Consider the following 22,027-nt stretch of genomic DNA (forward strand, 5'->3'; position numbering starts at 1 on the left):
TGTCGTGCTTATTGGTTGTAGTGTCCGTTAACCACCGTCCCGAGGACCTTGAAGTCATCGTTGAAGACGGTGAGGTTGGCTATCTTTCCGACCTGGATACTACCGAGACGTGAGTCCCATCCAATGGCGCGGGCAGGATAGAGAGCGGCCATGCGCAGGGCCTCATCCAGGGGCAATCCTACCTGCTTGACCAGATTTTCCACGCCCTCAATCATGGTGAGCGCAGAGCCGCCGAGTGTACCATTCTCGTCGATGCATTGACCATCGCGGTAATAGACGGTCGCGCCACAAAAATCGAACTGCTCAAAGCCTTGCGGCGCACCGGCCGGCGCGGTGGCATCGGTGACCAGCACCAGACGTTCACCCAGTATCTTGTGAGCCAGGCGTACATTGGCGTAATGGACGTGATGGCCGTCGACGATGACGCCGGCATAGACATCGTCTCTGTCGTAGATGGCCCCCACTACGCCGGGCTCGCGGCCGTTGATGGTCGGGGTCATCGCATTGTAGAGGTGGGTGGCGAAGCGGATCCCGGCATCGAATCCGGCCATCGCCTGCTCATAGCCAGCGGCGGTGTGGCCGGCCGAGACCAGGATGCCGGCCTCCACCAGGCGACGGATGTGGGCCGGGTCGTTGCGCTCCGGTGCCAGCGTGATCTTGCCAATCACGTCGTGGTTGGCGCAGAAGAAGTCGATCATCGCCTCGGCGGGCTGACGGATCTGGTCAGCGGGATGGATCCCCTTGCGCTTGACGTTGGTATAGGGCCCCTCCAGATGAACGCCGAGCACCTCGTTGGGGCGTGCCGCCATGTAGTCGCGGGTGACGGCCACCGCCTGCTTCATGTCCTCGTCGGGGCTGGTGATGAGGGTGGGCAAAAAGCTGGTCGTACCGGACTTGAGGTTGGCCGCCTGCATGATGGTCAGGGTCTCGACCGTGATGGCGTCGTTGAACATGACGCCGCCACAGCCGTTGAGCTGCAGATCGATAAAGCCGGCCGTCAGGTTGGCTCCCTGCAGATCGTGGCGTGCCATCCCGGTCGGGATCTCCCGCTCATCCACGATGGCGGCAATGGTGTCTCCATCGATGAGCAGTGCACGCCCGGTGAGGATGGCCTCACCGGTATAGAGAGTGCAGTTGTGCAGTGCGTACATAGGCTCTCCTTAGAGGCGGGTGATATTGGCCGCTTCCAGCTCCTGGAAGTAACGCACCGTCTTGACCTTGAGCTCCATGGTGGAGGGTTCGTCGCACACGACGATGCCCTTGGGATGGAGCTGCAGGGTGGAGATGGTCCACATGTGGTTGACACTGCCCTCGACGGCGGCCTGCAGGGCCAGTGCCTTACCGTGACCGGTCACCAGGATCATGATCTCTTCCGCATCCATCAGGGTACCCACACCCACGGTCAGGGCCAGCTTGGGCACCTGGTTGATGTCGCCGCCGAAGAAGCGGGAGTTGGCGATGCGGGTATCTTCGGTCAGGGTCTTGACCCGGGTGCGGGAGGAGAGGGAAGAGGCGGGCTCGTTGAAGGCGATATGACCGTCGTTGCCGACCCCGCCCATGAAGAGGTGGATCTTGCCGTAGGACTTGATTTTCGCCTCATAGCGCTGGCACTCGGCCACCGGATCCGCGGCGTTGCCGTTGAGGATGTTGATGTTCTCGGGGCGAATGTCGATGTGGTTGAAGAAGTTGTTGTACATGAAGCTGTGATAACTCTCCGGATGATCTTCCGGCAGGCCCACGTACTCGTCCATGTTGAAGGTGACCACGTGCTCGAAGCTCACTTCGCCCGCCTTGTGCAGCTCGATCAGGCGCTTGTAGGTGGAGAGCGGGGTGCCGCCGGTGGGCAGGCCCAGCACGAAGGGGCGATCGCTGGTCGGCTTGAACGCATTGATGCGATCCACGATGTAGCGGGCGGACCAGAGGCCGACTTGACTGGCGGACTTCAGCGGAATCAGGCGCATGACTTACCTCTATATTGATGCTCTCTACCGGAGTAGCAGGGTGTTTCTTGAAGTTGTTTTATAGCGTAAATAAAGATTCCGATCCGTGCCACACAATTCGCAGGGCCACATCTCATTTGGGTGATTTGGATCACGATTGTTGGTTTATTAATTTGCAGGGCGAAATAAAAGCCATAGACTGCAAATCAAGCCATACAGGCTTATGCCAAGACGCATTAAGCACTTAATTTGAACCTGAAATCACTAAGGAGAGGGAACCGTGAACATTCTCGGTTATATGCAAAAGATCGGCCGTGCGCTGATGGTACCGGTAGCGGTACTGCCTGCCGCCGCGATCCTCATGGGTGTAGGATACTGGATCGATCCGAATGGCTGGGGCGGTGGTAGCCCGCTGGCCGCCTTCCTGATCAAGGCTGGCGCCGCCATCATCGACAGCATGCCTATCCTGTTTGCCGTCGGCGTTGCCTACGGTATGTCCAAAGACAAGGACGGCTCTGCCGCCCTGGCCGGCCTGGTCGGCTTCCTGGTGGTTACCACCCTGCTGAGCCCGGGGGCGGTTGCCCAGATTAAAGGTATCGCCGCGGACCAGGTTCCGGCTGCCTTTAACAAGATCAGCAACCAGTTCATTGGCATCCTGTGCGGTGTCATCGCGGCCGAGCTCTACAACCGCTTCAGCAGTGTCGAGCTGCACAAGGCGCTGGCCTTCTTCTCGGGTCGTCGCTTGGTGCCAATCGTGACCTCTGTGGTGATGATCGTCGTCTCCTTCATCCTGATGGCCGTCTGGCCGGTGATCTACGGTGGCCTGGTCTCCTTCGGTGAGTCCATCGTCAGCCTGGGTTCCACCGGTGCCGGTATCTACGCCTTCTTCAACCGTCTGCTGATCCCGGTGGGTCTGCACCACGCCCTGAACTCCGTGTTCTGGTTTGACGTGGCCGGTATCAACGACATCCCGAACTTCCTGGGTGGTCAATCCTCCCTGGATGCCGGCAAGGCCGTGCTGGGCGTGACCGGTATGTACCAGGCTGGCTTCTTCCCCATCATGATGTTCGGTCTGCCGGGCGCCGCGCTGGCCATCTACCACGCCGCCAAGCCGGAGAACAAGGAGAAGGTTGCCTCCATCATGATCGCCGCCGCGTTCGCCTCCTTCTTCACTGGCGTCACCGAGCCGCTCGAGTTCTCCTTCATGTTCGTGGCCCCGGTACTCTACGTACTGCACGCCCTGATGACCGGTATCTCCGTGTTCATCGCAGCCTCCATGCACTGGATTGCCGGTTTCGGCTTCAGCGCCGGCCTGGTGGACATGGTGCTCTCCAGCCGTAACCCGCTGGCGACCAACTGGTACATGCTGATCGCCCAGGGTCTGGTCTTCTTCGGCCTCTACTACACCGTGTTCCGCGTAGTGATTGCCAAGCTGAACCTGAAAACCCCGGGTCGTGAGGATGACGAAGCCGTCCCGGTTGCCACCACCAAGGCCACCGACAAGACCGAACTGGCCAAGCAGTACCTCGAGGTGCTGGGCGGTCACGACAACCTGGTCACCGTCGATGCCTGCATCACCCGTCTGCGTCTGACCCTGAAGGATCGCAGCATCGTTGACGAGCGCAAGCTCAAGGCCCTCGGCGCCGCCGGTGTGGTCAAGCTGGGTGAGCAAAACCTGCAGGTGATTCTGGGCCCCCTGGCCGAGATCATCGCGGGCGAGATGAAAGCCCTGCGTTAAGCCTAAGTCCATTGTTGACATCAATAAGCGCCCCGCCTTCGGGCGGGGCCGCACAAAACAAAAATACGCCAAGAACAACCTTTACTTCCAAACCAAGAGCAGCAGCTATGAACCTGAAACTACCCCTCCTGGCAGTGGCTATGTCCGCCGCCCTGGCCGGTTGTGCCGGTCAAAACCAGCCCGCTTCCAACCAGGCCGTGGTCGATGCCCTGGCCGGTAACCTGGTCGTGAAATACGAAGTGGTCACCAACGACGGTCCCGGTGCCGGCGTCGATTGCCAGGCCCTGGGCTCCGAATGGGCGAGCTGTGGCATCGCCAAGCTGCACCTGACCAATCAGGGTGCCGCCGTCGACAGCAAAAACTGGGAACTCTACATCCACTCCATCCGCCGCCTGCAGCGGGTCGACAGCGATCAGTTCAAGCTGACCTTCGTCACCGGCGATCTCTACAAGCTCGAACCGACCGAGAAGTTCCAGGGCTTCCCGCAGGGTGAGACGGTGGAGGTGCCGCTGGTAGCCGAATACTGGATGCTGTTTGAATCTGATGTGATGCCCAACTGGTATGTGGCCGCCGAGGGGGCACAGCCCAAGGTGCTCGCCAGCATGAGCAACATCGACGATGCCAGTACCTATGAGAAGCCGATGCCGGCCGACGGCTGGAAGCGTACCAAGGATGACAAGAACATCCTGATGAACGCCCAGACCCGTTATGAGGCCAACCTCACCAGCACCCTGCTGCCGGCAGCCAAGGTCGACGACCGCATCGTACCGACCCCCCTCAAGCAGGTGGTGAAAGGCGGTCCGCAGGTCGATCTCTCCAGCATCAGGCTCAATGCCCTGGATCTGCCGACCGATCGTGCCGATGCCATCAAGGCCGAATTGACCCGCCTGGGTGTCACCCTCTCCGACTCCGGCTACCCGGTCACCATCAAGGTGGGCGGCAGCAAGGTCAACGAGGCCGAAGGCTACGACATGAATATCGGCAAGCAGGGCGCCGTGATCCACGGGCGTGATGTGAACGGTGCCTTCTGGGGTGCCCAGTCCCTCATCTCCCTGCTCGGGGTGAATGACAAGCTGGTGAGCCCGATGAGCGTCGAGGATGCCCCGCGCTTCGAGTATCGCGGCATGCAGACCGACGTGGCCCGTCACTTCAGAAGTCTCGAGACCATGAAGAAGCTGGTCGATCAGATGTCTGCCATGAAGCTCAACAAGCTGCATCTGGGTCTGACCAACGATGAGGGGTGGCGCATCGAGATCCCCGGCCTGCCCGAGCTGACCGATGTGGGTAGCAAGCGTTGCCACGATCTCTCCGAGACCCAGTGTCTGTTACCGCAGCTCGGCTCCGGCCCGACCAGCGACAACATGGGGTCGGGTTTTTACAGCAAGTCCGACTACATCGACCTGGTGCGCTATGCCAAGGCGCGCGGCGTGACCGTGATCCCCGAGATCAACATGCCGGCTCACGCCCGTGCCGCCGTGGTCTCCATGGAGGCTCGCTACAAGCGTCTGATGGCCGAGGGTAAAGAGGCCGAGGCGAACCAGTTCCGCCTGACCGACCCGCAAGATACTTCCAACGTCACCTCGGTGCAGTTCTACGACAAGATGTCCTTCATCAACCCTTGCCAGCCGGGCGCGGCCACCTTCGTGGCCAAGGTGATGGATGAGGTGGCCAAGATGCACCAGGCCGCCGGCCAGCCCCTGACCGCCTGGCACTATGGTGGTGACGAGGCCAAAAACATCATGCTGGGTGGCGGCTATCAAGACCCGGCCGTCACCAAGCCCGAGGAGCTGGTGGGCTGGCGCGGTAACACCGACTGGAGCAAGCAGGACAAGCCCTTTGGCAAGTCCCCCATGTGCCAGAAGATGATCGACGACGGTCAGATCAAGGAAGTGGGTGAGCTGCCGGTTTACTTCGCCAAGGAAGTGAGCGAGATGGTCAAGGGCCATGGCTTCTCCACCCTGCAGGCGTGGGAAGATGGCCTGAAGTACGCCAAGAATGCCGGTGAGTTTGCCACCGACAAGACTCGCGTCAACTTCTGGGAGACCCTCTACTGGGGTGGCTTCAACGAGGCGATGAGATGGGCTCACAACGGTTACGAAGTGGTGCTCTCCAACCCGGACTACCTCTACTTCGACTTCCCGAACGAGGTGCATCCGGCCGAGCGTGGCTACTACTGGGCGACCCGTTTCAACGATACCCGCAAGGTGTTCGCCTTCGCCCCGGAGAACTTGCCGCAAAACGCCGAGACCTCGGTTGACCGCGACGGCAATGCCTTCGTGGCCAAGGGTGAGCATGACCCGGTCAAGTTCAAGGGGATCTCCGGCCAGCAGTGGAGTGAAACGGTCCGTACCGATGCCCAGTACGAGTACATGGTCTATCCGCGACTCTTCTCCGTGGCCGAGCGCGCCTGGCACAAGGGGGGCTTCGAGCTCGACTATGTGAAGGGCCGCGAGTTCTCCGGTGAGACCCGCTTTGTCAACAAGGCCACCCTGAGCAAGGAGTGGAACCAGTTTGCCAACGTACTGGGTCAGCGAGTGCTGCCCAAGCTGGACCAGGCCGGTGTCGAGTATCGTCTCTCGGTACCGGGGGCCAAGGTGGTCAAGGGTGTATTGGAAGCCAACGTCGACCTGCCGGGTCTGCCCATCGAGTTCAGCACCGATGGCCAGAGCTGGAGCCGCTATGACGCCGGCAACAAGCCGATGGTCTCCGGCACCGTCTACCTGCGCACCGTCAGCTTCGATGGCAAGCGGGTGAGCCGTGTTACCGAGGTGAACGGTTAATCGCGTTCCCGGGAGGGCCTTGGGCCCTCCCTCCTTGACCAAGGGTTCACCCGAGCCCTTGGCAAAGGGGGATAGGGAGTTATCCACCGACCGTGTGTGTTGTGCTTGTAATTTCTCCATTGGGTTGCCCCGCCATGTAGCGGGGCTTTTTTTCGGGTCGACCCGCTCAATCAGATGCCAAATAGCGGTTGAGCGCGAGCCGTGAATGGTGGATCATTATCGGCTTGATGTCGGGTATGCAGCTGGCCGTCGGCCACCATCCCGCGATGTACGACTTTTGAGGTGAGCCCCATGACTTCGGCTAGCAGCCCAACCAACTTTATCCGCCAAATCATCGACGAGGATCTGGCCAGCGGTAAGCATGACAGCGTGCATACCCGCTTCCCGCCGGAGCCCAACGGTTATCTCCATATCGGTCACGCCAAGTCCATCTGCCTGAACTTCGGCATTGCCCGCGACTATCAGGGCAAGTGCAACCTGCGTTTCGACGACACCAACCCGGTGAAAGAAGATATCGAGTATGTCGAGTCCATCAAGCGCGACGTGCAGTGGCTGGGGTTCGAGTGGGATGGCGAGGTGTGCTACTCCTCTGACTACTTCGATCAGCTGCACGTCTATGCCGTTGAGCTGATCGAGAAGGGGCTGGCCTATGTGGACGAGCTGACCCCCGAGCAGATGCGCGAGTATCGCGGCACCCTGACCGAGGCGGGCAAGAACAGCCCGTTCCGCGAGCGCTCCGTGGAGGAGAACCTGGCCCTGTTCGCCAAGATGAAGGAGGGTGGTTTTGCCGAAGGGGCCGCCTGCCTGCGCGCCAAGATCGACATGGCCTCTCCCTTCATGGTGATGCGCGATCCGGTGATCTATCGCATCAAGTTTGCCCATCACCACCAGACCGGTGACAAGTGGTGCATCTATCCCATGTACGACTTCACCCACTGCATCTCGGATGCCCTGGAGGGGATCACCCACTCCATCTGTACCCTGGAGTTCCAGGACAACCGTCGCCTGTATGACTGGGTGCTGGACAACATCACCATCCCCTGCCACCCGCGTCAGTACGAGTTCTCCCGTCTGAACCTCGAATACACCGTCATGTCCAAGCGCAAGCTGAACCTGCTGGTGACCGAGCAGCACGTGGACGGGTGGGACGATCCGCGCATGCTGACCGTCTCCGGTCTGCGTCGCCGTGGCTATACCCCGGCTTCCATTCGCGAGTTTTGCAAGCGTATCGGCGTGACCAAGCAGGATAACATCGTCGAGATGAGCATGCTGGAAGCCTGCATCCGTGACGATCTCAACGAGAACGCGCCGCGCGCGATGGCCGTGCTCAACCCGGTCAAGGTGGTGATCGAGAATCTGGATCACGATGAGACCCTGACTGCCCCGAGCCACCCGAACAAGCCGGAGATGGGCTCCCGCGAGCTGCACTTTGGCCGCGAGATCTTCATCGATCAGGCCGACTTCCGCGAAGAGGCCAACAAGCAGTTCAAGCGTCTGGTGCTGGGCAAGGAAGTGCGTCTGCGCAACGCCTACGTCATCAAGGCCGAGCGGGTCGAGAAGGATGCCGAGGGGAACGTCACCTGCATCTATTGCACCTATGACGCCGATACCCTGGGCAAGGATCCGGCCGATGGCCGCAAGGTGAAGGGGGTGATCCACTGGGTCAGCGCCACCACCTCCCTGCCGGCGGAGATCCGTCTTTACGATCGCCTGTTCAAGGTGCCGAATCCGGGTGCCGAGGATGACTTCGAGGCGACCCTCAACCCGGACTCACTGATCATCATCAGCGGTGCCCGCGTCGAGGCCTCCCTCAAGGACGCCCAGCCGGAGCAGGCCTTCCAGTTCGAGCGCGAAGGCTACTTCTGTGCCGACAACAAGCTCTCCACTCCGGAGCGTCTGGTGTTTAACCGCACCGTGGCCCTGCGCGACTCCTGGGGCAAGGTCGAAGGTTAAGTCAGCCTGAGCACAAAAAAGGCGGGGTCACCCGCCTTTTTGCTGCCTGTCGTTTGCCCATGAAAAAGCCAGCCCAAGGGCTGGCTTTTTCATGCAAGCGGAGGGGATCACTCGTCGCCGTGACCGCAGGTGCCGTCGGCACAGTGACCGTACAGATAGAGGCTGTGGTTGGTCAGGCGGATGTTGTGCTTCTTGGCGATCTCGGTTTGACGCTGCTCGATGACGTCGTCGGAGAACTCGATGACTTTGCCGCAGTCGAGGCAGACCAGGTGATCGTGGTGCTCCTGGCTGGCCAGCTCGAACACCGACTTGCCCCCCTCGAAGTGGTGGCGGGTGACGATACCGGCATCATCAAACTGGTTGAGAACGCGATACACGGTGGCAAGGCCAATCTCTTCACCCTGATCGATCAGGCGCTTGTAGAGATCTTCGGCACTGGTATGGTGGCACTCCGGCTGTTGCAGGATTTCCAGGATCTTGACGCGGGGCAAGGTGATCTTGAGCCCGGCTTTCTTCAACGCTTGGTTATTGTCAGCCATAGTACTAGTTATTCGCATTCTCTGTGGTGGGGATATTCTGATGGAGTGCCACCGGAATGGCAACCTCGAACTGGCGAGTGAGGTCATTATAGGATCGGGGATTGGGGAAAATAAACCCGATAATTCAATGGTTTTTTCTCAGCATCGAGCGACTCGATAGGGGTGATTGGCCCTTGTGAGGCAAAAAGATGTTGATATGATGTAACATCCAATCTAGTCGGATGAGATCTCATGAAGTGGCTGTTTACCCGGGCCTGGTGCGTGCGTTGGGCCCTTAACCTCTGGCCCCCTTTCCGGGGTGCCGGCATCAAGATTGAGACCCTGAGCGAGGACTATCGCTACTGCCGGGTCCTGCTCAGGTCGCGCTGGTCAACCCTGAACGCCAACCGTACCCAGTTTGGGGGCAGCATGTTTGCGATGACCGATCCCATCTATCCCCTGATGCTGATGGGCCATTTCAGGAACCACTACTTCGTGTGGGACAAGTCCGGGGATATCGATTACATCAAGCCGGGCAAGGGTCCCCTGGTGGCGGAGTTCCACCTGACTGACAGCAAGCTAGGCGAGATAGTCCAGAAAACGGCCGGAGGGGAGAAGTATTTCCCCGAGTTCACCGTCTCTATCCAGGATGGCAAGGGGGAGGTGGTCGCCAGGGTACGGCGCACCCTTTATGTGCGCAAGCGCCCCGAACATCGATAAGCTCCGAGTAACGAGAAGCCCCGCGCTGCGGGGCTTCTCCTTGGTGGGTCAGACCAGGCTGCCCCACAGGTCATATTCGTCAGCGTGCTCGATCTTGACCCGGACTATGTCCCCGGCCTTGAGCCCGGTCTCACCGTTGAGGTAGACCATGCCATCGATCTCGGGGGCGTCGGCAAAGGAGCGACCGGTGGCGCCCTCCTCGTCCACCTCGTCGATGATGATGCTCATCTCCTGACCGACCTTGCGAGCCAGCTTGCGGATGGAAACCTGCTGCTGCAGCTCCATGAAGCGCTGGAAGCGCTCCTCTTTGACCTCTTCCGGCACGGGGTCGGCCAGCTCGTTGGCCTTGGCCCCTTCCACCGGGCTGTACTTGAAGCAGCCAACCCGATCCAGCTCTGCGGCGGCGATAAAGTCGAGCAGCATCTGGAAATCCTCTTCCGTCTCACCCGGAAATCCGACGATAAAGGTGGAGCGCAGGGTGATCTCGGGGCAGATCTCACGCCACTTCTGGATCCGCTCCAGGGTACGCTCGACGCTCCCCGGACGCTTCATCAGCTTGAGGATACGCGGGCTGGCATGCTGCAGCGGGATGTCCAGGTAGGGCAGCACCTTGCCATCGCGCATCAGGGGGATGACGTCATCCACGTGCGGGTAGGGGTAGACATAGTGCAGGCGTACCCACATGCCGAGCTTGGCCAGCTCCTCGCACAGGGCAACCATGCTGGTCTTGACCGGCATGCCGTCGTAGAAACCGGTGCGATGTTTGACATCGACCCCGTAGGCGGAGGTGTCCTGGGAGATGACCAGTATCTCCTTGACGCCGGCCTCTTTGAGGCGCTTGGCCTCGGCCAGCACCTCACCGATGGGACGACTCACCAGATCCCCGCGCAGGGAGGGAATGATGCAGAAGGTGCAGCGATGGTTGCAGCCTTCGGAGATCTTCAGATAGGCGTAGTGACGCGGAGTGAGCTTGACCCCGTGTGCCGGCACCAGGCTGGTGAAGGGGTTGTGCTCGGGCTTGGCCACATACTTGTGAACGTGGCCCAGCACCTCTTCATAGGCGTGGGGACCGGTGATCTCCAGCACCTTGGGGTGGATCTCGCGGATCTGGTTCTCTTTGGCGCCCAGGCAACCGGTGACGATCACCTTGCCATTCTCGGAGAGGGCTTCACCGATGGCCTCGAGGGATTCCTGTACGGCGCTGTCGATAAAGCCGCAGGTGTTGACCACCACCAGTTCGGCATCGTCATAGCTGGGGACCACGTCGTACCCTTCGGTACGCAACTGGGTCAGGATACGCTCAGAATCGACCAGGTTCTTCGGGCAGCCGAGGCTGACGAAACCGATCCGCGGGTTGGACATGCTCACTCCAAAACTTGAATATTGTTTGTACAGGTCGCCGGAAAATGGCGCGTAAGTCTATATCAAAAGCGAGACGTGATCGAGCGTCCCATGACCCTGCTCTCGGCAGGGATAATCGGTGGGGAGGGGCGTGCGGGCGTGGTGTTCGAGAGAGAGCAGAACTTGGCACCGTGATTGCATAAACGCATCCAGCGTCAATCATTTGTCTGGGGATCATCATGGATATCAATGCCACCAACCTGCTGCAGGAGATGCAGTCGCTCAGGGTCGAGGCCGGCAACGGTCTGGTGACCCCGCCCAGTCAGAATGTCTCTTCCGATTTTGGTGTCATGCTGCGCCAGGCCCTCAACAACGTCAACGAGCTACAGGGGCAGGCCAACGATCTGCGCACCCGGTTCGACAGCGGTGACCGCTCAATCGACCTCTCGCAGGTGATGATTGCGGCCCAGAAGTCCTCTATCGCCTTCGACGCGACCGTGCAGGTGCGCAACAAGGTGGTGGAGGCTTACAAGACCATCATGAATATGCCGGTGTAAGGATTTAGAACGTGGCTAGCGAACAAAACGGTGATCTGCTGCTGGAAGGGGACGCCGGCACCCTGGACGAGAATGAGCAGAAGAGCTCTCCCATCGGCAGCATCCTCTCCAACAGCGATATCCTGCGTCAGATCACCCTGATCCTGGCGCTGGCCATCTGCCTGGCCATCGCTGTCTTTATCCTGCTGTGGGGCAAGGAGCCCGACATGCGTCCCCTCGGCACCTTCACCACGGAGCAACTGGTCAAGACCCTGGATTATCTGGATCAGCAGAAGATTCCCTATGAGGTGGAGGGCAAGTCTGTCCTGGTCAACGCCGAGAAATACCCGGAAATCCGTCTTCAGCTGACCCGTGCCGGGCTCACTTCACCGGAAGAGCTGGGAGGACGCGGTGAGGATATTCTGCTCAACGACTCCAGCTTCGGGATCAGCCAGCGGATGGAGGGGGAGCGTCTCAAACTCAGCCGCGAGCGTCAGCTGGCCAGTGCCATCGAACAGTTTCAGAGTGTGGCCAAGGCCCAGGTGCTGCTGGCCATTCCCAAGGACAACGTCTTTGCCCGCAATGAGCGCAAACCCAGCGCGACCGTGGTGGTGAACCTCAAGGGCGCCGCCCTCGATCAGGGCACCGTCGATGCCATCGTCGACATGGTGGCCTCCGCGGTACACGGGCTCGAGCCGACCCGGGTCACAGTGACCGACCAGAACGGTCGTCTGCTCAACTCCGGCTCTCAAGACCCGGTGGCCGCCCAGACCCGGCGCGAGTTTGCCATGCAGCAGAAGCAGGAGCTCGAGTACAAGCAGAAGATCGACGCCATCCTGATCCCCGTGCTTGGCGCCGACAACTACACCGCCGAGGTGGATCTCGCCCTCGACTTCACCCAGCAGGAGCAGACCCGCAAGACCTTCAACCCGGATCTGCCGGCTGTGCGCTCCGAGATGACCATGGAGGAGAGCAGTGCCAACGGTCAGAGCATGGGGGTGCCGGGGGCGCTGACCAATCAGCCTCCCAGCAATGCCACCATTCCCGAGAAGGCGACCGGTGAGGGGGCGAGCAATAGCGCCTCGGGCCGCTCGCGCAAAGAGGCGACCCGCAACTATGAACTCGATACTACGGTGAGCCACACCCGTCGCCAGATGGGAGGGATCCGCCGCATGACCGTCTCGGTGGCGGTGGATTTCAAGACGGCGACAGCTGCCGACGGCAAGGTGACCCGCGAGCCGCGCAACCAGGCCGAGCTCGATACCCTGCGTCGGGTACTCGGGGCGGGCCTCGGTTTTGATGTGACCCGTGGCGATACCCTGGAGGTGGTGACCATCCCCTTCAACCGTCCGGAACTCGAGAGTGTGGCCGAGCCTCCTCTCTATGAGCAGCCCTGGTTCTGGCGCGCGGTGCGCATTGCGGCCTCAGTGCTTATCATCATCGTCCTCATCGTGACCATAGTGAGGCCCATGCTCAAGCGCCTGCTCTACCCGGATGCCAAGCCCGAGCATGAGCTGGACTTCGATAACCATGCGGTACTGGGTGGCGACGACGAGCTGAGCCTGCTTGCCGCCCAGGCCGAGAGCGAGCCGGTGTTTGGCCTGCGCGATGGCCAGCTCAAGCTGCCGGACCTGCATCGTGATGAAGATTTGCTCAAGGCCGTGCGTGCCTTGGTGGCTAACGAACCCGACCTGGCTGCCCAGGTCATCAAGGAGTGGGTAACCAAAGATGCCTGATAGTAATAACCAGGTGACCGGTAACGACATCACCGAGGCCCAGCGTCAGATCCTTGACAGCATGAGTGGCATGGAGATGGCCGCCGTGCTGATGCTGAGCCTCAACGAGGAGGATGCCGCCCAGATCTTCCGTCACCTCGAGCCCAAGCAGGTGCAGCGTCTGGGTATGTCGATGGCCTCCATGTCCGACTTCAGCCACGATCGGGTGGCGGCGGTGCATCGCCAGTTTATCGATGACATTCAGAAGTACACCAACATCGGCATCGGCAGCGAAGACTTCGTGCGCAAGGCCTTGGTGGCGGCCCTGGGCGAGGACAAGGCGAGCAACCTGGTGGACCAGATCATTCTTGGCTCCGGTGCCCGCGGCCTCGACTCGCTCAAGTGGATGGATGCCCGCCAGGTGGCCAGCATCATCCAAAACGAGCACCCGCAGATCCAGACTATCGTGCTCTCCTACCTCGAGCCCGAGCAGTCGGCCGAGATCTTAAGCCAGTTCCCCGAGCAGGTGCGCCTCGATCTGGTGATGCGTATCGCCAACCTCGAGGAGGTACAACCGGCGGCACTGCAAGAGCTTAACGACATCATGGAGAAACAGTTCGCCGGAGCCGCCGGTGCTCAGGCGGCCAAGATGGGCGGCCTGAAGGCGGCGGCCAATATCATGAACTACCTCGACACCAACGTCGAAGGGCAGCTGATGGACTCCATCCGCGAGGCGGACGAGGAGATGAGTCAGCAGATCCAGGATCTGATGTTCGTGTTCGAGAACCTCATCGATGTGGACGATCGCGGCATTCAGACCCTGCTGCGGGAAGTGCCCGGCGATCTGCTGCAGCGCGCCCTCAAGGGGTCCGACGACCAGCTGCGCGACAAGATCTTCAAGAACATGTCCAAACGGGCGGCCGAGATGCTGGCCGATGATCTGGAGGCGATGGGGCCGATCCGCGTCTCCGAAGTCGAGACGGCGCAAAAAGAGATCCTCTCTATCGCCCGTCGTCTGGCCGATGCAGGCGAGCTGATGCTGGGCTCGGGTGGCGGCGACGAGTTCCTCTAATCCATGAGCGATCGCAAATTAAGGGGCTACCTGCGCCCGGAGCAGGATCCCGTCGAGATACAGGATTGGGGATGGCCCGAGATGGAGGTGGAGCACGCCGTCTCGAGCAATGCCCTGGGGTTGCCTCCCGACTGGTACCAGCAAGCGGAGCCGGAGCCTGATGTGGCTCCGGAGCCTGAGCCTGCCCCCACCCTCACCGCCGAGGAGCTCGAGGCGATCCGCCAGGCGGCCTGGGAGGAGGGGATGAGCGAGGGGCGCGAGGCCGGCTTTGCCCAGGGGCTGGAAGAGGGCAAGCTGGAGGGATTGCAAAAGGGACACGAGGCCGGCTTTGCCCAGGGGCGCGAAGAGGGGCTGGCCATGGGACGCGAGGTGATCGAGCAGGCCATTGCCCACTGGCAGCAGCTCGCCACACGCCTGGCCACCCCCCTCGCCGAGATGGACGAGAGGGTCGAAGAGCAGTTGGTGAGCCTGGCCATGCAACTGGCCAGGGCGCTTATCAAGCACGAGGCCGAGACCTCGCCGCGACTGCTGCTGGCCGCCCTCAAGGAGGGATTGGCCCACTTGCCGGCGGCCGAGAGCGGGGTCACCTTGCAGCTGCATCCGGATGACGTGACCCGTGTGCAGGAGGCCTTTGGCGCCGAGGAGTGCGACAAGCGCGGCTGGCGGCTGGCGGCGGATCCCACCCTCTCTCCCGGGGACGTACAACTGGCGACGACCTTGTCGAGCATCGACATGCAACTTGAGTCCCGTATCGCCCAGCTGCTGCGCAATTTTCTGCGCGACAACCAGGAGTCGTAAACCATGAGCGAGCTCTTGAATCGCCTGCAACGCTACCGGGTCGGTGAGATTGCGCCACGCACACCGGTTGCCGGAAAATTGACGCGGGTGGTGGGGCTCACCCTGGAGGCGGTGGGGTGCCGGGCCGCCATCGGTTCGCTCTGCCGGATAGATACCCTTGAGGGGATGCTCGAGGCCGAGGTGGTCGGCTTCTCGGGCGATCGTCTCTATCTGATGCCCAGTGAACAGCTCAAGGGGGTGATCCCCGGCGCCCGGGTCGTACCGCTTACCGAAGAGCAGGGGATCCCGGTCGGTATGGGCTTGCTCGGAAGAGTTATCGATGGCATTGGCCAGCCCCTGGATGGGCTGGGCCCCATCCTCAGTGCCCAGACGGCCCGTTTTGCCGCACGGGGCATCAACCCACTGGCCCGTCGCCCCATTCATCAGCCGATGGATGTGGGGGTGCGCGCCATCAACGCCATGTTGACGGTGGGACAGGGGCAGCGGATGGGACTGTTTGCCGGCTCCGGGGTCGGCAAGTCGGTGCTGCTTGGCATGATGACCCGGGGCTCGGTGGCTGATGTGGTGGTCGTCGGGCTCATCGGTGAACGGGGCCGCGAGGTCAAGGAGTTTATCGAGGAGATCCTCGGCGCCGAAGGGCGTGAGCGGGCCGTGGTGGTGGCAGCGCCGGCCGATGCCTCGCCCCTGATGCGTCTCAAGGGGTGTGAGACGGCCATCACCATCGCCGAATATTTCCGGGATCAGGGCATGAACGTGCTGCTGCTGATGGACTCGCTCACCCGTTACGCCCAGGCTCAGCGCGAGATCGCCCTGGCAGTTGGCGAGCCACCGGCGACCAAGGGCTATCCCCCCTCGGTGTTTGCCAAGTTGCCGGCGCTGGTCGAGCGGGCGGGCAACGGGGGGGAGGGGCAGGGCTCCATTACCGCCTTCTTTACTGTGCTGACCGAAGGGGACGATCTGCAGGATCCCATCGCCGATGCGGCGCGGGCGATCCTCGATGGTCACATAGTGCTGTCGCGGGAGCTGGCCGATGCCGGCCACTATCCGGCTATCGACATCGAAAAATCCATCAGCCGGGTCATGCCTCAGGTCACCTCGCTTGAGCACATGCAAATCGCCCGGCTCTTCAAACAGTTTTACTCCCTCTACCAGCAGAATCGGGATCTCATCAGTATCGGCGCCTACAGCCCGGGGGCCGATCCCCGCATCGATCGGGCCATCACCCAGAAACCCTACATGGACCACTTCTTGCAGCAGGGAATGAGAGAGGTGGTGGGGTACGATCAGGGTCTGACGGATCTGAAGATGGTCAGCGGTCCCTTGCAGATGGTCTAGGAGGTTGAATGAGCAAAGGGCTCGAGTTGTTGTCCGAACAGTTGGCTGAGGCGGAGCACCGCTGCGCCATGGCGCTGGCCAAGGCTCGCCAGGATCTCAAGCTCTTTATGGAGCAGTACGACGCCCTTGGCAACTATCGCCAGATCTACCTGCAACAGTGGACCGAACGCGGTCTGGAGGGGATGGCAGCGCAACAAAACGTGCAATATCAGGCGTTTATTAACAAGCTGCAACTCGCGGCCGAGCAGCAGTACGAAGGGGTGCTGCAGGTAAGGCAGGTGGTGGAGCAGCGCAAGCAGGAGTGGTTGGCCATGCAGCAGCGGCGCAAGGCCGTCGCACTGCTACTGGAGAAAAAAGCGCTGCGCGAGCGCCAGAAGGCCGAGCGGCAGGAGCAGAAGATGCTCGACGAGTTTGCGACCCGCAGCTTCTTGAGAAATTCTGGCCTGTAATTTGCTAATTTCCTGTTAACGCTCTTCTCACGGGATGCGTTGGACCCGACAAGACCGGACTTCGCCGTGGAGTCAAGGTACTGGCAACTGGAGTAATCGCCGATGATCTCTCAACCCACACTCAATCTCGTGCCTGCCAAGGCTGCCGCCGCCGGTGAGGGGGCGAGCACTTCGTCCAGGGGGAGCGATTTTGCCGTCCTGATGATGGAGGAGGGCGCCGATCGGGTGCCGACAGAGCGAGGTACCCTGGCCGCCGAAGAGAAGTCTGCTCCCACGGAGGAGGGCAAAGAGAAGGGGCAAGAGGGCGGCGAAGAGTTGCCGCAGGATCTGCTGGCCCGTCTGATGGCCTCCCAGCAAGCCAGCACTCAGTTGACCAGTGCACCGGCGGTGACCGGGCGCCTTCCCGAAGAGGCCAAAGAGGAGGCCACCGATGAGGTTGGCGCCGCCCTCTCGGCCAACGGGAAGGAGGGAGAGCGCGCCTCGCAGCAAGCGGGGACGGTCGCCTTGCAGCTGGCTAGCGGCGCAAAGGGCGTCGAGAACACCCATGATGAGAGTCAACTCGCCTCCGAGGTCAGGCGTGCACTCGCCGAGTCTCGCGCCGCCGCTTCCCAGGAAGCGCCTGTGTCACCAAACAGTGACCCTCTGGGGGCGGGGAATGGCAAGCCCGTGAGCGTGCAGGAGGCGGCTAGGGGCTCTGGCGATGGCCAGGGCAAGATCCCGCTCTCCACCCTGATCGAGGCAGGCATGCTTCCCGTCGACGAGCGTGACGAGGCGGTCGCAGAGAGCCCCTTGGTGCAAAACCGGCCCATGACCGCAGGCACGGCTCAGGAAGCGGGCACCAAAGAGAGTGCCTCTCGCCAGCTGGTGCATGCCGAGACCAAGTCGGCGACGCCGCTTTCCGAGATGGTCGCCGCCGTCAAATCAGAGGCTGCTGCGGGCGACAAGAGCGCCACTTCACGCACCGAGCCCTCCACTGTTACCCAACCTCCGGCGTCCCATCCGGTGAGTCGTCAGCCTCATGCTGACGCCGTGGCAACGAACCTGGTATCTACCCCGGCCTCATCATTGACCCCGGGGATGGTTGCCAACGCGGCTACCGCAGCCACTGCTCCCCCTGCCCATCCTGCCGAGAGTGCGGCGAAGGAGGGGGAGTCGAGGACAAGTGCACCGACAGTGGGGGCCACCCTCCAGGCCCAGGGCGCACCGGATAAAATGAGCCGGGCTGCTGCCGTCATCACCGCAGAGAGTCAGGCAGAGGGCGTCGTTGCCGAGCCTCGTCAGGCCAGTCTTGTCAGAGAGGCAGTCATGGCGGCCCGGGCTGAGCGTCGCGAAGAGAGCGGGGATGGCAAGCGTCAGCCTCTGAGTGGCGAGAGCGGTGCCGTGAGTGCCAGTGTACAGGCCACGCCGCCGGGCCAGGTACAGGAGAGCCGCCCGGCATCGATGCCGGAGGCGGCCCGCAGAGAGGGTGCGGCGACCTTCCCCGGGTCACAGCGTCTGAATCCCGAGACCGCGCCGGGTGAGTTGCAGCACAAGGTCAACGTGATGCTGGCCGACAAGTTGCAACAGGCGGAGCTACAGCTCGATCCCGTCGGGCTTGGCAAGATGAAGATTCACCTGCAGATGGGGCAGGATCAGCAGGTGAGCGTCCACTTCGTGGTACAGCATGGCCAGACCCGGGAGATGCTCGAGCAGAGCATGCCCAGGCTCAGGGAGATGTTGGCCGGCCAGGGCATCCAGTTGGGACAGACCCAGGTGCAGTATTCCCAGCAGGGGCAGCAACAGGGTCAGCAGATGGGTCAGTCGATGAATCAGGGGGGACGGGGTCACTCCTCTGACGGTTATACCGGTGGTGGCGACGAAGAGACACAGGTCACATCGGGTGGCACTCGGTTGATCAGGGAATCGGCAACCGAGCGTGGAATTGATTTCTATGCTTGAAGCGCCCCGCAGCAACTATATGATAATGAAACAGTTAGGTGACATGGTGGCGTGGCGATGGCAGATGACAGCGAATTAACCCTCAAGGATAAGGGAAGCGGCAAGAAAAAAATCATCATCATTGGTGCAATTGCGCTGGTGTTGCTGGCCGGTGGCGGTGGTGCCGCCTGGTTTTTGCTGGGTGGTTCGGGTGAGCCGTCAGCGCCTGCCGAGACGACCGAGAGTGCCGAGGCACCCGCCAAGGCGGACACCAAGGGACAGCCGCCCCTCTATGTGGGCATGCCTCGTCCCTTTGTCTTCAACGTGAGTGGACAGAGCCGGGATCGTCTGGTGCAGATCAAGGTCCAGTTGATGGTACGAGGTGCCGCCAACGATGGATTGGCAAGACAGCATATTCCGCTCATCGAGGGGACATTGCTGCGTGTCTTCAGTGCCGCCACCGCCGAGCAGCTCTCTACCTTCGAAGGCAAGGAGAAGCTGCGTACCGATGCGCTGGAGGAGAGTCAGCGGGTACTCAAGGAGCTGACCAAGGAGAACGTGGTGGAACAGGTACTCTTTACCGGCTTTGTGATGCAGTAGGTGAACCGTGAGTGATCTCTTAAGCCAGGACGAAATCGATGCCCTGCTCCACGGGGTGGATGAGGTCGAAGAGGAGGAGGTCGGCCCTTCGGGTGGACCCGGTGTTGCCTCGTTTGACTTCTCCTCCCAGGATCGCATCGTCCGGGGTCGTATGCCGACTCTGGAGTTGGTTAACGAGCGTTTTGCCCGCCACATGCGGATCAGCCTCTTCAACATGATGCGCCGCACTGCCGAGGTATCGATCAACGGGGTGCAGATGCTGAAGTTTGGCGAGTATGTGCACACCCTGTTTGTTCCGACCAGTCTCAACATGGTGCGTTTTCGCCCCCTGAAAGGGACCGCCCTCATCACCATGGAGGCGCGTCTGGTCTTCATCCTGGTGGAAAATTTCTTCGGTGGCGATGGTCGCTACCATGCCAAGATCGAGGGGCGTGAATTTACCCCTACCGAGCGGCGCATCATTCAGATGTTGCTCAAGCTGGTGTTCGAGGATTACAAGGACGCCTGGGCCCCTGTGATGGATGTGGGGTTTGAATACCTCGACTCCGAAGTCAACCCGGCCATGGCCAACATAGTGAGCCCGACCGAGGTGATCGTGATCAGCTCGTTTCACATCGAACTCGATGGTGGGGGCGGGGATTTCCATGTGGCCATGCCCTACTCCATGCTCGAGCCCATCCGCGAGCTGCTCGATGCCGGTGTCCAGAGTGACAAGGGCGATACCGATGTGCGCTGGAGCAAGGCGCTGCGCGATGAGATCATGGATGTCAAAGTGGGCCTGCGTGCCAAGTTGCTCGAGACCGACATCAGTTTGCGCGAGTTGATGGAGCTGCAACCCGGTGACATCATTCCGGTGGAGATGCCGGAGAACCTGCTCGTCTTTGTAGAAGATCTGCCCACATTCCACGCCAAGATGGGGCGTACTCGCGAGAGGGTTGCCCTCAAGATCACCGACAAACTCAAGCGTCCCGATTCAGTGAAGAATGAGATGCATCTGGTCACCCGGGGTGGGGTCAGGATCGACGGGGATGTGGAGCTCGAGGAGCTCGAGCGTGGCATCCAGGAACAGCAGTAAACCCGATTCAAGAACAAGGATTCGACAAACATGAGTGGAAACGACGAAGAGCAGGATCTGATGGCGGACGCCTGGGCGGCGGCACTGGAGGAGCAGGTGGCCTCCGAGACGGCCGAGGTCAAACCGGCCCCCCTGGAGGAGCTGCAGGAAGAGCCCCCCATCTCGGCCGAAGAGCGTCGCAAGCTCGACACCATACTCGATATTCCCGTGACCATCTCGATGGAAGTGGGGCGCAGCCAGATCAGCATCCGCAATCTGTTGCAGCTTAACCAGGGCTCGGTGGTGGAGCTGGATCGGGTGGCCGGCGAGCCTCTCGACGTACTGGTCAACGGCACCCTGATCGCCCACGGCGAGGTGGTGGTGGTGAATGACAAGTTCGGTATCCGCCTGACCGATGTCATCAGCCAGATCGAGCGGATCAAGAAACTCAAATGATGCGATATCTCTGGCTGTTATTGCCTCTTCCCCTGTGGGCCGAGCCCACCGGTGCCAGCACGCCCAACATGACCTCATGGCTACTTTCGAGTCTGCTGGTGATCGGTCTCATCGTGGTGCTCGGAGCGCTGCTCAAGAAATCCCGTCTCTCCCAGAGCCTCAATGGTGGCCAGATGAAGGTGGTTGCCACCCTGCCCCTTGGGGTCAAAGAGAAGCTGATGGTGGTCAGGGTGGGTGAGCAGCAATATCTGCTCGGTGTCACCCCGGCTCAGGTCAGTTTTCTCTCCCGCCTCGAGACGCCCCTCGATGAAACCCAGCCCTTTGCGCAGCAACTGGGCAAGCTGATGAAAAAGGATGATCATGCGTAGCCTGCTCTGGCTTGGCTTGCTGTTGGCGGCGCCGCTCTGTTTTGGCCAGGACGGGATGTCGGCGGTGACGGTCACCACCAACACCGACGGGAGTCAGGAGTACAGCCTGACCCTGCAGGTGTTGGCGCTGATGACGGCGCTCTCCTTCCTGCCGGCCATCGTCATCATGATGACCTCCTTTACCCGTATCGTGGTGGTACTCGGTATTTTGCGTCAGGCCATCGGTTTGCAGCAGAGTCCCTCCAATCAGGTACTGATCGGTATCGCGCTCTTCATGTCGTTCTTCATCATGTCGCCTGTGCTCGATCGCATCAATGATGAGGCGCTGCAACCCTATCTGGCCGAGACCATCACCTCAAAGGAAGCCCTGGCCAAGGCGCAGGTTCCCCTGCAGCAGTTCATGTTGTCCCAGACGCGCATCAAGGATCTCAACACCTTTATGGAGATCGCCAATGTGAAGGTGGATAAGCCGCAGGATGTGCCCATGCGCGTGCTGATCCCGGCCTTCGTGACCAGTGAGCTCAAGACGGCCTTCCAGATAGGATTTATGCTCTTCTTGCCGTTTCTGGTCATCGATCTGGTGGTGGCCAGTATACTGATGGCCATGGGCATGATGATGCTCTCGCCCATGATAGTGTCGCTTCCCTTCAAGCTGATGCTGTTTGTGATGGTCGATGGCTGGAACCTCATCATGGGCAGTCTGGCCACCAGTTTTGGCCTGGGCAGCGGCTAAGGAG

General features: G+C 60.9%; 20 protein-coding genes. 16 read left to right on the forward strand and 4 right to left on the reverse strand.

The window, feature by feature from the left end; translation table 11 throughout:
- Positions 1–8 precede the first annotated feature (8 nt).
- Together nagA and nagB are read right to left on the reverse strand one after the other, a co-directional pair.
- On the reverse strand, positions 9–1,151 hold the full coding sequence (gene nagA, locus AB5Y48_RS14305; RefSeq protein WP_050667107.1) for an N-acetylglucosamine-6-phosphate deacetylase: 1,143 nt from the start codon (positions 1,149–1,151) through the stop codon (positions 9–11).
- Positions 1,152–1,160: 9 nt separating this feature from the next.
- Entirely contained in the window at positions 1,161–1,961 is an 801-nt protein-coding gene (gene nagB / locus AB5Y48_RS14310) for a glucosamine-6-phosphate deaminase (RefSeq protein WP_050667108.1), read from the reverse strand.
- A gap of 259 nt (positions 1,962–2,220) precedes the next feature.
- On the opposite strand from nagB, the gene nagE reads away from it, so the two are divergent.
- From nagE to glnS, 3 genes are all read left to right on the forward strand, one after another.
- Positions 2,221–3,678 (forward strand): N-acetylglucosamine-specific PTS transporter subunit IIBC, encoded by a 1,458-nt coding sequence (nagE, locus tag AB5Y48_RS14315; RefSeq protein WP_368164891.1) that lies wholly within the window; start codon positions 2,221–2,223, stop codon positions 3,676–3,678.
- Between the two features lie 107 nt (positions 3,679–3,785).
- The gene (locus tag AB5Y48_RS14320; protein WP_050667110.1) at positions 3,786–6,458 is read left to right on the forward strand and encodes a beta-N-acetylhexosaminidase; all 2,673 of its coding nucleotides are present in this window, start codon (positions 3,786–3,788) and stop codon (positions 6,456–6,458) included.
- A 291-nt stretch (positions 6,459–6,749) separates the two neighbouring features.
- Positions 6,750–8,411, forward strand: a complete 1,662-nt coding sequence (gene glnS, locus AB5Y48_RS14325) for a glutamine--tRNA ligase (RefSeq protein WP_368164893.1) — start codon at positions 6,750–6,752, stop codon at positions 8,409–8,411.
- A 107-nt stretch (positions 8,412–8,518) separates the two neighbouring features.
- On the opposite strand, the gene fur is transcribed toward glnS, so the two are convergent.
- The gene (gene fur, locus AB5Y48_RS14330) at positions 8,519–8,950 is read right to left on the reverse strand and encodes a ferric iron uptake transcriptional regulator (RefSeq protein ID WP_050667112.1); all 432 of its coding nucleotides are present in this window, start codon (positions 8,948–8,950) and stop codon (positions 8,519–8,521) included.
- Between the two features lie 231 nt (positions 8,951–9,181).
- Between fur and AB5Y48_RS14335 the strand changes: the two genes are divergently transcribed.
- Positions 9,182–9,649, forward strand: coding sequence for a DUF4442 domain-containing protein (locus AB5Y48_RS14335; protein WP_050667113.1), 468 nt, complete (start codon positions 9,182–9,184; stop codon positions 9,647–9,649).
- A gap of 48 nt (positions 9,650–9,697) precedes the next feature.
- On the opposite strand, the gene rimO is transcribed toward AB5Y48_RS14335, so the two are convergent.
- A complete protein-coding gene (gene rimO, locus AB5Y48_RS14340) occupies positions 9,698–11,011 on the reverse strand; it encodes a 30S ribosomal protein S12 methylthiotransferase RimO (protein ID WP_050667114.1) in 1,314 nt (437 codons plus the stop codon).
- A gap of 218 nt (positions 11,012–11,229) precedes the next feature.
- On the opposite strand from rimO, the gene fliE reads away from it, so the two are divergent.
- The 12 genes from fliE to fliP all read left to right on the forward strand — a co-directional run bounded on the left by fliE (position 11,230) and on the right by fliP (position 22,023).
- Complete coding sequence (fliE, locus tag AB5Y48_RS14345; protein ID WP_050667115.1) at positions 11,230–11,547, forward strand: flagellar hook-basal body complex protein FliE; 318 nt, start codon at positions 11,230–11,232, stop codon at positions 11,545–11,547.
- Positions 11,548–11,558: 11 nt separating this feature from the next.
- Complete coding sequence (gene fliF / locus AB5Y48_RS14350; RefSeq protein WP_050667116.1) at positions 11,559–13,262, forward strand: flagellar basal-body MS-ring/collar protein FliF; 1,704 nt, start codon at positions 11,559–11,561, stop codon at positions 13,260–13,262.
- Entirely contained in the window at positions 13,255–14,313 is a 1,059-nt protein-coding gene (gene fliG / locus AB5Y48_RS14355) for a flagellar motor switch protein FliG (protein WP_050667117.1), read from the forward strand. The genes fliF and fliG overlap by 8 nt, the downstream gene beginning before the upstream one ends.
- A 3-nt stretch (positions 14,314–14,316) precedes the next feature.
- Positions 14,317–15,111 (forward strand): flagellar assembly protein FliH, encoded by a 795-nt coding sequence (gene fliH / locus AB5Y48_RS14360; protein ID WP_368164894.1) that lies wholly within the window; start codon positions 14,317–14,319, stop codon positions 15,109–15,111.
- 3 nt (positions 15,112–15,114) lie between these two features.
- Positions 15,115–16,446 (forward strand): flagellar protein export ATPase FliI, encoded by a 1,332-nt coding sequence (fliI, locus tag AB5Y48_RS14365; RefSeq protein ID WP_050667119.1) that lies wholly within the window; start codon positions 15,115–15,117, stop codon positions 16,444–16,446.
- 8 nt (positions 16,447–16,454) lie between these two features.
- Positions 16,455–16,895, forward strand: coding sequence for a flagellar export protein FliJ (fliJ, locus tag AB5Y48_RS14370; RefSeq protein WP_050667120.1), 441 nt, complete (start codon positions 16,455–16,457; stop codon positions 16,893–16,895).
- Between the two features lie 102 nt (positions 16,896–16,997).
- Positions 16,998–18,833: a flagellar hook-length control protein FliK gene (locus tag AB5Y48_RS14375; protein WP_368164896.1), complete on the forward strand. Its 1,836-nt coding sequence runs from the start codon at positions 16,998–17,000 to the stop codon at positions 18,831–18,833.
- A gap of 57 nt (positions 18,834–18,890) precedes the next feature.
- Complete coding sequence (gene fliL / locus AB5Y48_RS14380) at positions 18,891–19,412, forward strand: flagellar basal body-associated protein FliL (RefSeq protein WP_050667122.1); 522 nt, start codon at positions 18,891–18,893, stop codon at positions 19,410–19,412.
- A 7-nt stretch (positions 19,413–19,419) separates the two neighbouring features.
- Positions 19,420–20,487 carry a flagellar motor switch protein FliM gene (gene fliM / locus AB5Y48_RS14385; RefSeq protein WP_050667123.1) on the forward strand — a complete coding sequence of 356 codons (1,068 nt, stop codon included), beginning with the start codon at positions 19,420–19,422 and terminating at the stop codon, positions 20,485–20,487.
- Positions 20,488–20,517: 30 nt separating this feature from the next.
- Entirely contained in the window at positions 20,518–20,922 is a 405-nt protein-coding gene (fliN, locus tag AB5Y48_RS14390) for a flagellar motor switch protein FliN (RefSeq protein ID WP_050667124.1), read from the forward strand.
- Positions 20,919–21,290 (forward strand): flagellar biosynthetic protein FliO, encoded by a 372-nt coding sequence (gene fliO, locus AB5Y48_RS14395; protein ID WP_050667125.1) that lies wholly within the window; start codon positions 20,919–20,921, stop codon positions 21,288–21,290. The genes fliN and fliO overlap by 4 nt, the downstream gene beginning before the upstream one ends.
- A complete protein-coding gene (fliP, locus tag AB5Y48_RS14400; RefSeq protein ID WP_050667126.1) occupies positions 21,283–22,023 on the forward strand; it encodes a flagellar type III secretion system pore protein FliP in 741 nt (246 codons plus the stop codon). The genes fliO and fliP overlap by 8 nt, the downstream gene beginning before the upstream one ends.
- The last annotated feature ends 4 nt before the right edge of the window (positions 22,024–22,027 follow it).

It is taken from the genome of Aeromonas sp. R6-2, assembly GCF_040908155.1.
Classification (GTDB): domain Bacteria; phylum Pseudomonadota; class Gammaproteobacteria; order Enterobacterales; family Aeromonadaceae; genus Aeromonas; species Aeromonas schubertii.

Bases quoted from the DNA above. Each gene is read 5' to 3' on its own strand.
- nagA (WP_050667107.1), bottom strand. From the start codon at position 1,151: ATGTACGCACTGCACAACTGCACTCTCTATACCGGTGAGGCCATCCTC.
- nagB (WP_050667108.1), bottom strand. From the start codon at position 1,961: ATGCGCCTGATTCCGCTGAAGTCCGCCAGTCAAGTCGGCCTCTGGTCC.
- AB5Y48_RS14320 (WP_050667110.1), top strand. From the start codon at position 3,786: ATGAACCTGAAACTACCCCTCCTGGCAGTGGCTATGTCCGCCGCCCTG.
- glnS (WP_368164893.1), top strand. From the start codon at position 6,750: ATGACTTCGGCTAGCAGCCCAACCAACTTTATCCGCCAAATCATCGAC.
- fur (WP_050667112.1), bottom strand. From the start codon at position 8,950: ATGGCTGACAATAACCAAGCGTTGAAGAAAGCCGGGCTCAAGATCACC.
- AB5Y48_RS14335 (WP_050667113.1), top strand. From the start codon at position 9,182: ATGAAGTGGCTGTTTACCCGGGCCTGGTGCGTGCGTTGGGCCCTTAAC.
- rimO (WP_050667114.1), bottom strand. From the start codon at position 11,011: ATGTCCAACCCGCGGATCGGTTTCGTCAGCCTCGGCTGCCCGAAGAAC.
- fliE (WP_050667115.1), top strand. From the start codon at position 11,230: ATGGATATCAATGCCACCAACCTGCTGCAGGAGATGCAGTCGCTCAGG.
- fliG (WP_050667117.1), top strand. From the start codon at position 13,255: ATGCCTGATAGTAATAACCAGGTGACCGGTAACGACATCACCGAGGCC.
- fliH (WP_368164894.1), top strand. From the start codon at position 14,317: ATGAGCGATCGCAAATTAAGGGGCTACCTGCGCCCGGAGCAGGATCCC.
- fliI (WP_050667119.1), top strand. From the start codon at position 15,115: ATGAGCGAGCTCTTGAATCGCCTGCAACGCTACCGGGTCGGTGAGATT.
- fliJ (WP_050667120.1), top strand. From the start codon at position 16,455: ATGAGCAAAGGGCTCGAGTTGTTGTCCGAACAGTTGGCTGAGGCGGAG.
- AB5Y48_RS14375 (WP_368164896.1), top strand. From the start codon at position 16,998: ATGATCTCTCAACCCACACTCAATCTCGTGCCTGCCAAGGCTGCCGCC.
- fliL (WP_050667122.1), top strand. From the start codon at position 18,891: ATGGCAGATGACAGCGAATTAACCCTCAAGGATAAGGGAAGCGGCAAG.
- fliN (WP_050667124.1), top strand. From the start codon at position 20,518: ATGAGTGGAAACGACGAAGAGCAGGATCTGATGGCGGACGCCTGGGCG.
- fliO (WP_050667125.1), top strand. From the start codon at position 20,919: ATGATGCGATATCTCTGGCTGTTATTGCCTCTTCCCCTGTGGGCCGAG.
- fliP (WP_050667126.1), top strand. From the start codon at position 21,283: ATGCGTAGCCTGCTCTGGCTTGGCTTGCTGTTGGCGGCGCCGCTCTGT.